General features: G+C 33.2%; 13 protein-coding genes. 4 read left to right on the forward strand and 9 right to left on the reverse strand.

Going from position 1 to position 14,266, the window contains the following annotated elements; all coding sequences use genetic code 11:
* The first annotated feature begins 68 nt into the window (after window positions 1–68).
* Complete coding sequence (locus tag HNV08_RS02480; RefSeq protein WP_173279520.1) at window positions 69–518, forward strand: nucleoside deaminase; 450 nt, start codon at window positions 69–71, stop codon at window positions 516–518.
* 16 nt (window positions 519–534) lie between these two features.
* Window positions 535–1,005 carry a hypothetical protein gene (locus HNV08_RS02485; protein ID WP_173279521.1) on the forward strand — a complete coding sequence of 157 codons (471 nt, stop codon included), beginning with the start codon at window positions 535–537 and terminating at the stop codon, window positions 1,003–1,005.
* Window positions 1,006–1,078: 73 nt separating this feature from the next.
* Here the strand turns inward: HNV08_RS02485 and HNV08_RS02490 are convergent, their stop codons facing one another.
* The 8 genes from HNV08_RS02490 to HNV08_RS02525 all read right to left on the reverse strand — a co-directional run bounded on the left by HNV08_RS02490 (window position 1,079) and on the right by HNV08_RS02525 (window position 12,205).
* Window positions 1,079–1,270, reverse strand: coding sequence for a cold-shock protein (locus tag HNV08_RS02490; RefSeq protein WP_173279522.1), 192 nt, complete (start codon window positions 1,268–1,270; stop codon window positions 1,079–1,081).
* A 196-nt stretch (window positions 1,271–1,466) separates the two neighbouring features.
* Window positions 1,467–1,706: a hypothetical protein gene (locus tag HNV08_RS02495; RefSeq protein WP_173279523.1), complete on the reverse strand. Its 240-nt coding sequence runs from the start codon at window positions 1,704–1,706 to the stop codon at window positions 1,467–1,469.
* Window positions 1,707–1,740: 34 nt separating this feature from the next.
* The gene (locus HNV08_RS02500) at window positions 1,741–3,519 is read right to left on the reverse strand and encodes a chloride channel protein (protein ID WP_173279524.1); all 1,779 of its coding nucleotides are present in this window, start codon (window positions 3,517–3,519) and stop codon (window positions 1,741–1,743) included.
* Between the two features lie 47 nt (window positions 3,520–3,566).
* The gene (aspS, locus tag HNV08_RS02505) at window positions 3,567–5,321 is read right to left on the reverse strand and encodes an aspartate--tRNA ligase (protein WP_173279525.1); all 1,755 of its coding nucleotides are present in this window, start codon (window positions 5,319–5,321) and stop codon (window positions 3,567–3,569) included.
* Between the two features lie 139 nt (window positions 5,322–5,460).
* Window positions 5,461–8,997 (reverse strand): efflux RND transporter permease subunit, encoded by a 3,537-nt coding sequence (locus tag HNV08_RS02510; protein WP_173279526.1) that lies wholly within the window; start codon window positions 8,995–8,997, stop codon window positions 5,461–5,463.
* Window positions 8,990–10,177 carry an efflux RND transporter periplasmic adaptor subunit gene (locus tag HNV08_RS02515; protein WP_173279527.1) on the reverse strand — a complete coding sequence of 396 codons (1,188 nt, stop codon included), beginning with the start codon at window positions 10,175–10,177 and terminating at the stop codon, window positions 8,990–8,992. The genes HNV08_RS02510 and HNV08_RS02515 overlap by 8 nt, the downstream gene beginning before the upstream one ends.
* Window positions 10,178–10,183: 6 nt before the next feature.
* On the reverse strand, window positions 10,184–11,599 hold the full coding sequence (locus tag HNV08_RS02520; RefSeq protein ID WP_173279528.1) for a TolC family protein: 1,416 nt from the start codon (window positions 11,597–11,599) through the stop codon (window positions 10,184–10,186).
* 3 nt (window positions 11,600–11,602) lie between these two features.
* The gene (locus tag HNV08_RS02525) at window positions 11,603–12,205 is read right to left on the reverse strand and encodes a TetR/AcrR family transcriptional regulator (protein WP_173279529.1); all 603 of its coding nucleotides are present in this window, start codon (window positions 12,203–12,205) and stop codon (window positions 11,603–11,605) included.
* Window positions 12,206–12,355: 150 nt separating this feature from the next.
* Between HNV08_RS02525 and HNV08_RS02530 the strand changes: the two genes are divergently transcribed.
* Both HNV08_RS02530 and HNV08_RS02535 read left to right on the forward strand, forming a co-directional pair.
* On the forward strand, window positions 12,356–13,330 hold the full coding sequence (locus tag HNV08_RS02530) for a polyprenyl synthetase family protein (protein WP_173279530.1): 975 nt from the start codon (window positions 12,356–12,358) through the stop codon (window positions 13,328–13,330).
* Entirely contained in the window at window positions 13,330–13,680 is a 351-nt protein-coding gene (locus tag HNV08_RS02535) for a hypothetical protein (RefSeq protein ID WP_173279531.1), read from the forward strand. The genes HNV08_RS02530 and HNV08_RS02535 overlap by 1 nt, the downstream gene beginning before the upstream one ends.
* Here the strand turns inward: HNV08_RS02535 and HNV08_RS02540 are convergent.
* Entirely contained in the window at window positions 13,677–14,225 is a 549-nt protein-coding gene (locus tag HNV08_RS02540; RefSeq protein WP_173279532.1) for an alpha-ketoglutarate decarboxylase, read from the reverse strand. The two genes, HNV08_RS02535 and HNV08_RS02540, sit on opposite strands and share 4 nt — an antisense overlap.
* Window positions 14,226–14,266: the final 41 nt, after the last annotated feature.

A 14,266-nucleotide genomic window follows, 5' to 3' on the forward strand; every position in this document is an offset into this window, starting at 1 on the left:
TTGTTTGATAGCATCAAATTTCTTGCCGTGATTAATCATTATAATTTTGAAATTGTATTTTTACAACTATGATAAATCCTTTTGATGATACTTACTTTATGAAAAAAGCGCTTCAGGAAGCTGAGACGGCTTTTGAAAAAGGGGAAATTCCTGTTGGCGCAGTAATTGTAGTAGATAATAGAATCATAGCAAGAACGCATAACTTAACGGAACTATTAAATGATGTTACAGCACATGCAGAAATGCAGGCTATAACATCTGCAGCAAATTTTTTGGGTGGAAAATACCTCAATAAATGTACGCTGTATGTTACTTTAGAACCATGCCAAATGTGTGCAGGCGCCTTATATTGGAGTCAGATATCTAAGATAGTTTTTGGAGCTTCAGATACACAAAGAGGATTTAAAACAATGGGCACAACTTTGCATCCTAAAACGGAAGTCATCGGCGGAATTATGGAAGAGGAAGCGTCATCATTAATGAAACGCTTTTTTATTGAAAAACGAAACTTGAATTAATTAAAATATATTAATCATGAAAATAAAGACATTAATATTACTATCCTTAATTGTTACTTATGGATGTAAATGCAATAAAACCAGTACTGAAATGGTAAACAAAAAAGTTGAAACGACTCTAATTGCTCAGGGTAATCTTTATGGTTCAGGATCCGAAGGTATTGATAAACAAAACTTGGTTATTACCAATGAAAACGATTGGACGCAATTATTAAACCAAATGGATTCAGTGAATAAAGTGTCTTCAGGTTTTAGTGAAAGCAAGATTGATTTTTCAAAATATGCTGTGATTACAATTTTTGAAAGCGTAAAAGGAAGTGGAGGTCATAAAATTAATATTGCTGTGAGTACAACATCGGAGACTAAAATAGTGAAAGTAATGCTTACTGCACCAAGTGGTGTTGCATCAAGTGTGATGACACAGCCTTATTATCTTGCAAAAATAGCAAAGTCTAATTTGCCTATTGTATTTGAGAATATGAACTAATATTGCTCTAAAAAAATAGCAAAAAAAAACGCCCAACCATAGGTTGAGCGTTGAAACTTGTAAGATATATTACTTATAGTACCTGCACGTTTGCAGCTACCATTCCTTTTCTTCCTTCTTCTTCATCGTACTCTACGTTGTCACCTTCACGTAATTCTACGCCATTAAGGTTTGATACGTGTACAAAGATGTCTTTTCCTGTTTCTTCGTTGGTAATGAATCCAAATCCTTTTGAATCATTAAAAAATTTAACTGTTCCAGTCATTATAATATATTATAAAAAATTAAAGTGCAAAGATACTATAAATATAATCGCTATTGTTAATAAATCGTTTTATTTTGAGTTTATGCTTCGATATTGAGTGTCAATGAGTTATGTTATTTTTATAAAAGCTTTGTTAAGCCCTATATTCAAAAGGATTTTTGAAATATTAACATATGGTAATTTTTTAGAATTTTTTTTAAGATCGATGTTGATTATCGCGCATTTTATCAAGATTCTCTTTTGTAAGCATATAATCTTTAACATCTTTTCCTTTCCATCTGTAATATGAAAACAGTGGGAAAACAATAAAAAACAAGCCAACAACACCGAAGCCAATAAGTTTCTGCGCATAATTAACATCTAGAATTAAGCCACAAATAATGCTAATAAATGAGGCAATTAGTGCAATGCATGTGATGATTTTAATGGGTTTCATAAGTATGTGTTTAATGACTTTTCTATAGTGGTTGTTATGATGTAAAATTAATTAATTCGTTTCGGTATGCAGTTAATAGTTTTGATTTAGAGACAAAACCATAGTATTTATTGTCTTTTATGACGGGTAAATTCCAGGCTCTAGAATCTTGAAATTTCTTCATAACTTCCTGCATAGAGTCTTTTTCATAAATAATATAATCTGGTGCCTGATGCATAAAGGTTTCCACAGTTGTAGATCGGTATAAGGATTGGTCAAACATTACGGATCTAATATCATCTAACAGAATTATACCAACAAACATGTTTTTTGCGTCAGTAACAGGAAATAAATTTCGACTAGATTTAGACACACCTTCTTTTAACATTTCTCCCAAACTCATTTCTGGATTTAAGGCAATAAAATCTTGTTCTATAACGGTATCTAATTGCATTAAGGTTAAAACACTTTGGTCCTTATCTTGGGTTAGAATAGCACCTTTTTCTAACAGTTCTTTGGTGTAAATGGTATGATCTAGTCCGTTTTTGTTAATTATAAAGGACATTGATGCAGTAATCATTAATGGTACAAACAACTCATAGCCTCCAGTGATTTCAGCAATTAAGAAAATAGCAGTTAATGGCGCATGTAGCACACCAGCAATTAAACCTGCCATTCCAATTAGAGTAAAATTGGCTTCAGAAACTGAGAAGTTTAACCCACAATGGTTAATGACTTTAGCGACGACATTTCCTAGAGCACTGCCCATAACTAATGTTGGAATTATAATTCCGCCTGTTCCACCTGCAGCAAAAGTTGTGGTCATGGCAATGGCCTTAAACAAGGTTATGCCAAAAAGTAAGGCAATAACAATCCATATATTATCTAAATGCGCATCAAAAGGTGTATTCCCTAAGGCCTTAATGTCGTTTCCCAACATTAAATCATTAATAAAACTAAACCCTTCACCATAGAGTGGCGGAATAAAAAAGAGCATCACACCTATGGCTAAACCACCTATGATGAATTTATGTCTTGCCGATTTAAACCGATTAAAAAAACCAGTTATGGCAAAGTAGATTTTTGAAAAATAGATTGAGGCAACACCAGTTCCCATTCCTAATATAACATAGAATAAAGTGTCTTTAATCATAAATTTTTCTGAAACCGTAAAGTTGAAAAGTACACTATCTCCTAAAAAAAAGTAGGAGGTAATAACGGAAGATACAGAAGCAATTAAAAGTGGGAGTAAAGAGGCAAACGTAAGATCTAAACTAAAAACTTCAATAGCAAAAATAATAGCCGCAATAGGAGATTTAAAAATAGAAGCAATTGCACCAGCTGCAGCACACGCAATTAGTAAACTTCTTTTTTTTCTATCAATATGTAATAATTGACCTAAGTTAGAACTAATGGCTGCGGCTGAGGCTATTGCAGGACCGAGTAAACCAACAGAACCTCCAAAACCAACAGTTAATGGTGCCGTTATTAATGGAAGGTAAATATTCTTTTTTTCAATAATACCACCACGCTTTGATAGGGAAAAAAGAATGGATGGAATGGCGTGGCTACTTGGTTTTTTAGACACATATTTTACAAATAAATAAACGAATAATAAGCCAATTACTGGGAGTATAAAATATAACTGATTGTTAGAGAAATAAATACCTTTTTCTAATAAGGCTTCTATGGTAAAAGTAATATTTTTAATAGTTACTGATACAATACCAGCCAATAGACCAATGATTAAACTCAACAAGAATATAAAGTTCTTTTCGGAGATATATTTATATCTCCATAGTAACAAACGTTTATATAGTTTTGTTTTTGGCATTACTTAAATCTACTAAAAAATCCTGCAAAAAGCAGGATTTTAATTGTTTAAGATTTTAAATTAAGTTTCAAACTTAATTCTTCAAGCTGTTCATCATCTATTGGTGCAGGTGCATCAATCATCACGTCGCGTCCGGAATTATTTTTAGGGAAGGCAATAAAATCTCTAATGGTTTCTTGGCCTCCTAGAATGGCTACCAATCTGTCTAAACCAAATGCTAAACCGCCATGTGGTGGTGCACCATATTCAAAGGCATCCATTAAAAATCCAAATTGAGCTCTGGCGTCTTCTTCTGAAAAACCTAAATGTTTAAGCATAATAGCCTGTGTCGCTTTATCGTGAATACGAATAGAACCACCTCCAATTTCGTTACCATTTAGTACTAAATCGTAGGCGTTTGCTTTTACGTCTCCAGGATTGGTATCTAATAATTCTATTTGTCCTGGTTTTGGCGATGTAAATGGATGATGCATCGCATGGTAATGACCTGTTTCTTCATCTAACTCTAATAATGGGAAATCAATCACCCAAAGTGGTGCAAATACCTTAGGATCTCTTAAGCCTAAGCGCTCTGCTAATTCCATACGTAATGCACTGAGTTGTGCTCTTACTTTATTAGTGTCGCCAGAAAGTACGCAAACTAAATCACCAGCTTTTGCACCTGTAGCTTCTGCCCATTTAGCTAAATCATCTTGGTCGTAGAATTTATCTACTGAAGATTTATAAGTGCCGTCATCATTGCATCGGCTATATATCATTCCTAAGGCGCCAACTTGAGGACGTTTTACCCATTTAATTAAGTTGTCAATTTCTTTTCTCGTATAGCTATTTCCTCCTGGTACTGCAATACCAACAACCAATTCTGCACTATTAAAAACACCGAAATCTTTGTGTTGTGTTACGTTGTTAAGCTCGGCGAACTCCATTCCAAATCTAATGTCTGGTTTGTCATTTCCGTATAAACGCATAGCATCGTCATAAAGTAGTCGCGGGAATTTTTCTATTTCAACACCATTTACTTCTTTAAGTAAGTGACGCGTCAATCCTTCAAATACATTAAGGATATCTTCTTGTTCTACAAATGCCATTTCACAATCTATCTGTGTGAATTCTGGTTGTCTATCTGCTCTTAAATCTTCATCTCTAAAACACTTTACAATCTGAAAGTATTTATCCATGCCACCAACCATCAATAACTGTTTGAACGTTTGAGGCGATTGTGGAAGTGCGTAAAATTGGCCTTCGTTCATACGAGATGGTACCACAAAATCACGAGCACCTTCTGGTGTAGATTTTATTAAATATGGTGTTTCAACTTCTATAAATCCATCTCCAGAAAGGTAATTTCTAACTTCTTGAGTCACTTTTGCTCTAAAAATTAAACTTTCTTTTACGGGATTACGACGAATATCTAAGTAACGATATTTCATACGTAAATCGTCGCCACCATCGGTTTTGTCTTCAATTGTAAAAGGTGGAATTATTGAGGCATTTAATACGGTTAATTCTGAAACTAAAACTTCTATATCACCAGTTAAAATATTAGGATTTTTGGAAGCACGCTCAATAACTGTTCCTGTAACTTGTATTACAAATTCGCGCCCTAATTTTGAAGCTTGCGCCATCAATGCTTTTGAACTGCGTTCTTCATCAAAATAAAGTTGAGTAATACCGTAACGATCTCTAAGATCGATGTAAATCATAAATCCTTTGTCTCTTATTCCTTGTACCCAACCAGATAGTTTTACTTCTGTATTGCTGTGTGATGTTCTTAATTCACCACAATTGTGACTTCTATACATATTGAAATTTTAATTTGTCCATTATTGCTTAAGCGTTAATGAATGCGGTGGCAAATTTAAGCAACTTAAAGGATAATAAAATAAAAAGCCTCAACAATTGTTAAGGCTTTATAATAAAAGTTTTAATAAAGGTTAAAGTTTAAATTGTGCTTTCCTCAATTTTGTTATCCATATTAAAAGGTTCTTGAGGTTGCACTTGATATGTCGATGCAATTCTTGATTTATTCATCCACATTTTTATTCTCACACTTAAATAAAATAGAATAGGTACTACAATTAAGGTTAAGAATGTGGCCACCAATAATCCATATATTACGGTCCAAGCAAGAGGTCCCCAAAACACAACATTATCACCTCCCATATATATGTTAGGGTCAAAATCTGCGAACAATGTAAAGAAGTTAATGTTAAGACCAATGGCTAATGGAATTAATCCTAAAATGGTTGTAATTGCCGTAAGTATTACTGGTCTTAAACGGGCTTTACCTGCTTTTATAATACTTTCATATAAATCTTCTTTTACTAAATATTGACTCTCATCTAAATTGAGTGCATTTTTCTTTCTGTCAATTAATAGTTGTGCATAATCTAAAAGTACAACACCATTGTTTACTACAATTCCGGCAAGGGAAATAATACCAACCATGGTCATCATAATAACAAAGGCACTACCAGATAAAACAATACCACCAAACACACCAATAAAACTCAAGAAAATAGCGATCATAATAATAGTTGGCTTAGAGACTGAGTTAAATTGAAATATTAAAATGAAGAATATTAAACCCAAACCAGTGAAAAATGCGCCCATTAAAAACGCCATTTGTTTGTTTTGTTCTTCAATTTGACCTGTATAATCAATATGTATGTCATCAGAGAGCCCTTCAAAACTTTTCATTTCATTCTGAATCTGTGTTACGATAGCGCCAGCATCTGTATATCCAGGTGCTAATGCAGAGTAAACTGTAACAACACGTTTTGCATCTTTGTGTTTAATAGCATTAAATCCTGAATTATTTTTCTGTTTTGCAACGGCAGATAAAGGCACTTCTTTAAGCTGACCTGTATTGTCTCTAAACGTAATGTTTTGATTAAATAAGGCACTTGTATTATATCTGTTTTCTTCATTAAAACGTACATAAATATCAAAGTCATCACCATCTTCTTTATAAATACCAGCTTTAGAACCAAATATTGAATTTCTAAGTTGGCTACCAATTTGGTTTGCTGTAACACCTAATTCACCAGCTTTTTGTCTGTCAATTTCAACCAGCATTGTTGGCTTGTCTTTGTTAACATCAATTTTTAGCTCGTCAATACCAGGCACATTTTTAGAATTAATAAATTCTCGCATGCGCTCTGCTGTAGATATAAGCTCAACATAATCATCGCCTTCAATTTCTATATTAATTGGAGAACCAGCAGGAGGTCCATTGACATCTTTTTCTACAGAAATTAATACGCCTGGATAAATTCCAACTAAAGCAGCTTGTACTTTTTGACGTAATATTTCACTGTCTTCACCTCGTCGGTATTTATACTCACGCATAGAGGCCGTAATTTTGGCTTTATGTGGCATTTCTGCTGCCGAACCCGAATCGGTGTTAGGGTTTCCGGCACCTTCTCCAACTTGAGAAACAGCACTTTCTACTAAGAAATTTCGGTCGCCATCCATATAGTAATCTTGGTTAATTACATCATACACACGATTCTCAATTTGCTTAGTAATTGCATTCGTTTTTTCTATTGCTGTACCTTCAGGATATTCTATATATACAATAATCTGATTAGGTTTGTTATCTGGGAAAAATTCAATTTTAGTTCGTTGTGTTGCAACAGAAATTCCAAAGGCAACGAATGATGCAAATAATAGTAAAACCGTAATACTGGTTAATATTTGAGGTTTCCATCCAGATAAAGCCCATCTTAATTTGCCTTCATACCAATTTTCTAATTTTACCAATGATTTATTCTGAAAGTTATTAGCCCATTTTCTAATAAAAAAGCGATATGCCCAAAGCATTATAGCTGTAAAGACCATTATAGTACCTAAGCCTCTATATGGACCTCCAAAAACTAAAATTAGTAAGCCTATTACTGCTACAATAATTGTCGTTCTTATAATTTGGTTTAATGGCATGTCTTTATCTTCAGTTGTCATATATCGCGATACTAAAACTGAATTAAAAAATATGGCAACAAATAGTGAAGAGCCAAGTACGATAGACAAGGTAATCGGTAAAATCTTCATAAACTCACCCATAATTCCAGGCCAAAGCCCTAAAGGAACAAAGGCGGCAACCGTTGTTGCTGTAGAAATAATAATAGGAAAAGCAATTTCACCAATACCTTTTTTAGCGGCTTCAATTCTACTCATGCCTTCTTCTTCCATTAATCTATAGACGTTTTCTACCACTACGATACCGTTATCTACCAACATACCAAGACCCATAATTAGACCAAAAAGTACCATGGTATTTAAGCTGTATCCTATAAGGCTTAATATCATTAGTGACATAAACATAGACATTGGTATAGCAAACCCTACGAAAAGTGCATTTTTAAATCCTAAAAAGAACATAAGAACAGTAACCACTAGAATAACACCAAAAATGATGTTGTTCACTAAATCATCAACCTGTCCTATGGTTACTGGTGATTGATCGTTTGTAATTAATACTTCTAAATCTTGAGGAAATACATTTTCTTTAGCTTCTTGTACAATCACTTGAATTTGCTCTGCGGCAGCTACCATGTTTTTTCCTGCTCGTTTTGTAACATCGAGCATTACTACTGGTTTTCCAGATTTTCTAGCAAATGTTGTTTTGTCCTCTTCTTTAAAAGACACAGTAGCCACATCTTTTAGGTAAATGGCATTTCCATTTTCTGATTTTACAACAAAGTTTTCTAATTCTGAAGGCTTTTCAATTTCTCCAATGATTCTAATGGTACGACGTTGTCCACTACTTTTTAGGTTTCCGGCAGACTGCGTAATGTTGCCATTGCCTATAGCACCAAGAATATCATTAAAAGTGACTTTTGCAGCCATCATTTTGTAAATATCTACTGCAACTTCTACTTCTTTTTCTTGGGCACCTCTTATGTCTGCCTTTTTTATTTCTTGAAGATTTTCTATTTCATCTTGAAGATACTCGGCAAAATCTTTTAGTTTTTCAATAGGATAATCTCCAGAAATATTAATATTTAAAATTGGCATTTCTTCAGATAGACTTAATTCAAAAACATCTGGCTCTACTTTTGCACCATTAAAAGTGGGCCAATCTTCACTTGAAGTTTCTCCGTCAATTTCGTCTTTAACCTTTTGTAAAGCCGCTTCTACTGTAATACCTTCATCGAACTCTACAATGAGCATTCCGTAATCTTCTTGAGAAGTTGAGGTTGTTTCTACGACGTTACTAACCGTTTTGAGTTTATCTTCTAAAGGGTCAATAATTAACTTTTCTATATCCTCTGCAGTGTTTCCAGGATAAACTGTACTTACATATATTTTTGTCTCGTTTACCTCAGGGAAATTTTCTCTAGGCATACTAAAAAAAGCAGAGATTCCTAAATAGAAAAAGACAGCAATAAGAACATACATCGTGGTTTTATTATTAATTGCCCACGTGGACATTCCAAATTCTTTTTCTGTATTTTTTTTGTTGCTATTACTCATTACCTTCTTCTTTATAGCTTATTACTTCTACTGATTGTCCGTCTTTTACACTACGAGCACCTTCTTTTACAATTTCAGCACCTGTTTCAAGGTTTTTTAGAACCTCAATAACATCTCCTTGTGTTTTTCCTGTTTCAATAATGATACGCTTTGCAGTACCAATTCCTTTATTGTTTTTGTCAGTTACAACGTAAACATATTGTTCACCATCTGCATTTTCTGAAATAACACTTTGCGGAATTAAAATAGCATTTTCGCTAGTGTAATCATTTATTTTTAAACGTGCTGTAAGGTTAGGTTTAATGTCTTTGTCTTTATTAGGGACTTCAATTTCTGCTTTAAATGTTCTGTTTGCAGGATTAATAAAATCACTTGCTTGACGAATTTCTGTAGCGATTGTTTTACCTAATACAGGGATTTCTACGTCTACTTTTTTACCTTTTACAACATTAGTAATATAGCTTTCTGGTACTTCAACCTCAATGTACATCTGGTCTAAGTTTACAATACGCATCAATGGAGATTGACCAGCAGCTACAACACTTCCTTGCTCTGTGATAACGTCATCAATGGTACCAGAAAATGGAGCTTTTACGGTAGTTTTTGCAATTTGTTGTTGCATTTGATTTATCGCCTTTTCTTGTGACTCGTAGGTAGACTTAGCTTGTAAATATTGAATTTCACTTCCTATATTTTGGTCCCAAAGACGTTTTTGGCGCTCGTAGGTTGTTTTAGCTAATTCCGATTGAATCTTCAATTGCGCAACCTGTTGGCTTAAGCCACCATCATCAATTTTTGCCAGTACTTGTCCTTTTCTAACACGTTGACCTTCTTTTACATAAACACGTGTTAAAATACCATTGTACTCTGGTGTTATTGTTAATAGATTTTTGGTTGTAACGTTTCCTTGAAGATCTAAGTGGTGCTCAAATTTTTCGGCTTTCGCTGTAAAGGTTGTTATTAATGGTACATTTTGAGTGGTATCTAAACTCTTAATTTTAGAATCCAATAATTTAATTTGCTCTTGTATAGATTGTTGTTCATTGACTAATTCGCCTCGTTTTTTTCGAATGGCTTCTAAACTATTACTTTCTAATACGTTTTCTGTAGAGTTTTTCTTTTCACCTCCACAAGAGACAAGAAGTAAGGTTATTATTAAAAGTGAATATATGTTTTTCATGATTGATTAATTTAGTATTGTGGTATTTAATGCTGTTTCTAAAGTTGCTTTGGTATTTATAACATCTAGCATGGCTTGTAGCATTTCTTGTTGTGCTGTGTATAGTTGTGTTTGGGCTTGGCGCAGTTCAAAACTAGACCCTATACCTTCAAAAAACTTGGTTTGATTTTTAGTTTCAATGCGTTCTGCAAGATTTAAGTTTTGCTTTTTGTTTTCATAATCTTCTATAGCAAATTGATAATCACTTTTGGCAGAGGCAATTTGAAGTTTAATGCGCTGTTCTGTTTCTGTTAATTCCGTTTCTGCTTTTTCAAGATTTATTTTTGCACGTTGCGTAGATGCATTTCGCATGCCCGAACTAAAAATTGGAATGTCTAAGCTTACACCTAATAATGAGGACCCAAACCAATCTTGGCTTTTCTTTGTAAAATTAAACTCATCACCATAACCAGAATAGCCACCGTTAATAAAGGCATTAAGCGTTGGTAAAGCTTTGCTTTTTTCTAGTTTTAATAAAAGTTCTTTAGATGTTTTGTCATTTTCAGCAATTAAATAATCTATAGTACTTTTTGGATTGTTTTCCATTTCTAAAATGGACAGTGAAATATTTTGATCCGTTAATGTCTCGAGATTATCCGTTAAAACTAGAGCATTATAAATGTCTAACCCTAATGTTATGTTTAGCATTTGGTAGGCTAAGGTTTTTAACCTTTCAACATTATTTAGATTGCTTTTTACACCAGATAATGTGATTTGAAGTTGTTCTACACTTTCTTCTTCACCTAATCCGTTTTCATATATTTTTTGTGTTTCAAACAGGTTCTTTTCAAGTACATCTATATTACGTTCAAGAATTTGAATGCTCTCTTCTGCTAATAGCACATTTCCGTACGCTTCAATGACCGCTTTTCTCACTTCTAAATCGGTTTTAATCTTGGCATTCTCTGATATTTCTAAATAGACTTTAGCCGATTGTAAACCTACCAGATAAGAACCATCAAATATTTTTTGGCTCAATGTAGCAAAAGCAGTTACACTATGTTTTGTACCGAATGTAATAGGTAAAAAACCTTCTGGTGGATCAGGAAGCGCTTGTATCTCTAGATCTTCAAGATCATAGTATTCTTCTAATTGTCTAATACCGCTCAATGGATCAAAGGCAGATGCAGGCAATAAGGATACTTGCTGTTTTAAATTGTTTTGATAATCTATACTTGCATTTATTTGAGGTAAACCCGTAGCTGTAGTTTCCTTTTTTTGTTGCTCTGCGACGTCAATATCACGAGCAGCATTAATGGCAGATCTATTATTTTCTAAAGCAAAATCTATGGCTTCTTGAAGCGAAAGATTTTGAGGTTGATCTTGCGAATAACCTACTTGGAAAATAATGAAACCTACGACTATTATTAGTGTTTTTTTCATTGTTTAAATTTGATTGGTGTTATATTGATTTAGTGTTTCTAGTCCTTTATTAGAGCAAATACCTCTTAAGTGGTATTCTAAGTAATTATTCATAAGCATGAGCATTGAAAACTTTTGAGGTGGAAAAATGCTTTGATCTTTTAGACAAACCATATTGTTAAAATATAGTCGCGCTACAAAATCTACCGCTATAGAATCTCTGTAAAGGTTTTGAGCGATACCTCTTTTTAAATTTTGAGTCACACAACTGAGCATTTTGTCAAATTGTTTGCGTTTTAATGTCGCATAAATTTTAGGATAATATTTTTGTAGTTGATATTGAGGCGAAGATTTCTCGTCCTTTAAATGATGCATTACAAATCTTTTAATTTCATAAACCTCTTCAATTGGGTTTTTATTTAAAGCGCAGATATCATCTATACCGCAAGCAATGTTTTCAAAAACCTGCGTAGCTGTCGCTTCTACTAATTTTGTTTTATTTTGAAAATGCTGATAAATCGTTTTTTTAGAAATACCCATTTCATTAGCAATATCATCCATAGTGACACTCTTAAACCCTAGGTTTAAGAACATGTCAGATGATTTTAGAATTATTTTTTCTTTCATATTAGTGATTCACAACGACATAAAATCTATTATTGAGGTGCAAATCTACGGCAGGAAACTTTAAAAACAAAAAAAGTTTCCAAAGTTTTAATTATTTTTTAACATTGCTAACATTAGTTTAAAATATGTTTAAAACATTATTTTTGCTTTATGCAACATATTGAACAATATCAAAAGTCATTTCTAAAATATTTAGAAGGATTTGCAGTAGAGAAGGAGCCACAGAATTTATATAATCCTATTAATTATATCCTACAATTAGGAGGAAAGCGATTACGACCAGTATTAACGTTGATGACGGCTGAGGTTTTTGGTGGTAATGCACAAGTAGCAATGGATGCCGCATTGTCTATAGAAGTGTTTCATAATTTCTCTTTGGTCCACGATGATATTATGGATGACGCACCATTGCGTAGAGGTAAAAAAACGGTACACGAAAAATGGAATTTAAATACTGGGATTCTCTCTGGTGATGCTATGCTAATTATGGCGTATCAACTTTTTGAGAAATATGAAGCTCAAACATTTCAGGCATTAGCTAAGCTATTTAGTAAAACGGCTTTAGAAGTTTGTGAAGGTCAGCAATATGATATTGATTTTGAAACCAGAAATGACGTTACTATTGTAGAGTATTTAAAAATGATAGAATACAAAACTGCGGTTTTAGTAGGTGCAGCCATGAAAATGGGAGCCATTGTTGCTAAGGCATCCATTGAATTCCAAAACGCTATTTATGAATTTGGACGTTTGTTAGGGATTGCATTTCAATTACAAGATGATTACTTAGATGCGTTTGGGAATCCTGAAACTTTCGGAAAACAAGTTGGTGGTGATATTATTGAAAACAAAAAAACCTATCTTTATTTAAAAACTTTAGAGCTAGGATCTCATGATATTCAAGAGAGTTTAAAAGCTATTATGGCGAATACAGCTTTGTCAAATGAAGATAAAGTTGAAAAAGTAAAAGTGCTATTTACCAGTTCTGGTGCAGCTGAAGCAACCCAACATGCTGTAAAAGATTATACAAATAGAGCCTTTAACGTTTTAGATAAATTAAACATACCAGAAGACAAAAAACAACTACTTATAGTGTTTGGCGAGCAGCTAATGACGAGACGTGTTTAATGAATTTACCTGTTAGTTTTGAAGACTTAGTTTCTGAAGCCGAAACCTTAAACCTGTATAAGAAATTAATACAGCAGCTTAATAAAGATTTATTATACGCTAATATTGATTTAGAATTTGATAAAGAAACCCTTCCAACAAGCTTAAAATTTGTTTTGCAAGAAACCGTTTTTAATCTTATAAATTCTAAATTTTCAGACTACTTAAATTTGCTTTATATCGTAGATGTTTCTGAAATTAAAATAAAATCATTAGAAGGAAGTGATGCCTTAAAATTGTCTGAAGACGTCACCTTTTTGTTGCTACAAAGAGAATGGCAAAAAGTTTGGTTTAAGGCGCAGTATTCTTAGAAATAAAACCGAACAAAAGGCATCCAAGCTTCAGAATAAATACTCTTGTCTTTATCGTAAAGCACATCATATCTCAAACCAATTGTTACGTTGTTGCTAGAGTAGCCTAAGCCTATAAATAATGCAGGATACCAGTAGTCATCATCTGGATTAGAAACAAAATTTTGGTTAAAATTTCTACGCACATGTAACTGTTCAAATTCTGTTGAAATTTGTACTACTTCATAAGGATTAAATAAACCAATTACGCTGGCACCCAAAACCGTAGATTTAAAAAAATCTTTTTGTTGACTATAAGAAAAATTTAGACCAACACCAGTAGCGATATAAGGACTAAATCTATATAGTGCATTTGGAGAAATGGCAGTACTAAAATAACCGTCGCCAAAATTTAAGCCAAAACCACCACCAAACTCTACGTTGTTCCAAAAATTGTTCGTCGAAGTATCTGATTGAGCGATTACGCAAAAGGTGAAGAAACTTAAGAATATGGTAAAAATTTTAATTTTTATGCTATATAAAAGCGACAAATTTGTGATAGTCATAATAGTTCCTTTTTTTTGTTATAAATATAATAAATACTTAA

This window comes from Winogradskyella eckloniae, from assembly GCF_013249045.1.
GTDB lineage: Bacteria > Bacteroidota > Bacteroidia > Flavobacteriales > Flavobacteriaceae > Winogradskyella > Winogradskyella eckloniae.

Bases quoted from the DNA above. Each gene is read 5' to 3' on its own strand.
- HNV08_RS02480 (WP_173279520.1), top strand. From the start codon at position 69: ATGATAAATCCTTTTGATGATACTTACTTTATGAAAAAAGCGCTTCAG.
- HNV08_RS02485 (WP_173279521.1), top strand. From the start codon at position 535: ATGAAAATAAAGACATTAATATTACTATCCTTAATTGTTACTTATGGA.
- HNV08_RS02490 (WP_173279522.1), bottom strand. From the start codon at position 1,270: ATGACTGGAACAGTTAAATTTTTTAATGATTCAAAAGGATTTGGATTC.
- HNV08_RS02495 (WP_173279523.1), bottom strand. From the start codon at position 1,706: ATGAAACCCATTAAAATCATCACATGCATTGCACTAATTGCCTCATTT.
- HNV08_RS02500 (WP_173279524.1), bottom strand. From the start codon at position 3,519: ATGCCAAAAACAAAACTATATAAACGTTTGTTACTATGGAGATATAAA.
- aspS (WP_173279525.1), bottom strand. From the start codon at position 5,321: ATGTATAGAAGTCACAATTGTGGTGAATTAAGAACATCACACAGCAAT.
- HNV08_RS02510 (WP_173279526.1), bottom strand. From the start codon at position 8,997: ATGAGTAATAGCAACAAAAAAAATACAGAAAAAGAATTTGGAATGTCC.
- HNV08_RS02515 (WP_173279527.1), bottom strand. From the start codon at position 10,177: ATGAAAAACATATATTCACTTTTAATAATAACCTTACTTCTTGTCTCT.
- HNV08_RS02520 (WP_173279528.1), bottom strand. From the start codon at position 11,599: ATGAAAAAAACACTAATAATAGTCGTAGGTTTCATTATTTTCCAAGTA.
- HNV08_RS02525 (WP_173279529.1), bottom strand. From the start codon at position 12,205: ATGAAAGAAAAAATAATTCTAAAATCATCTGACATGTTCTTAAACCTA.
- HNV08_RS02530 (WP_173279530.1), top strand. From the start codon at position 12,356: ATGCAACATATTGAACAATATCAAAAGTCATTTCTAAAATATTTAGAA.
- HNV08_RS02535 (WP_173279531.1), top strand. From the start codon at position 13,330: ATGAATTTACCTGTTAGTTTTGAAGACTTAGTTTCTGAAGCCGAAACC.
- HNV08_RS02540 (WP_173279532.1), bottom strand. From the start codon at position 14,225: ATGACTATCACAAATTTGTCGCTTTTATATAGCATAAAAATTAAAATT.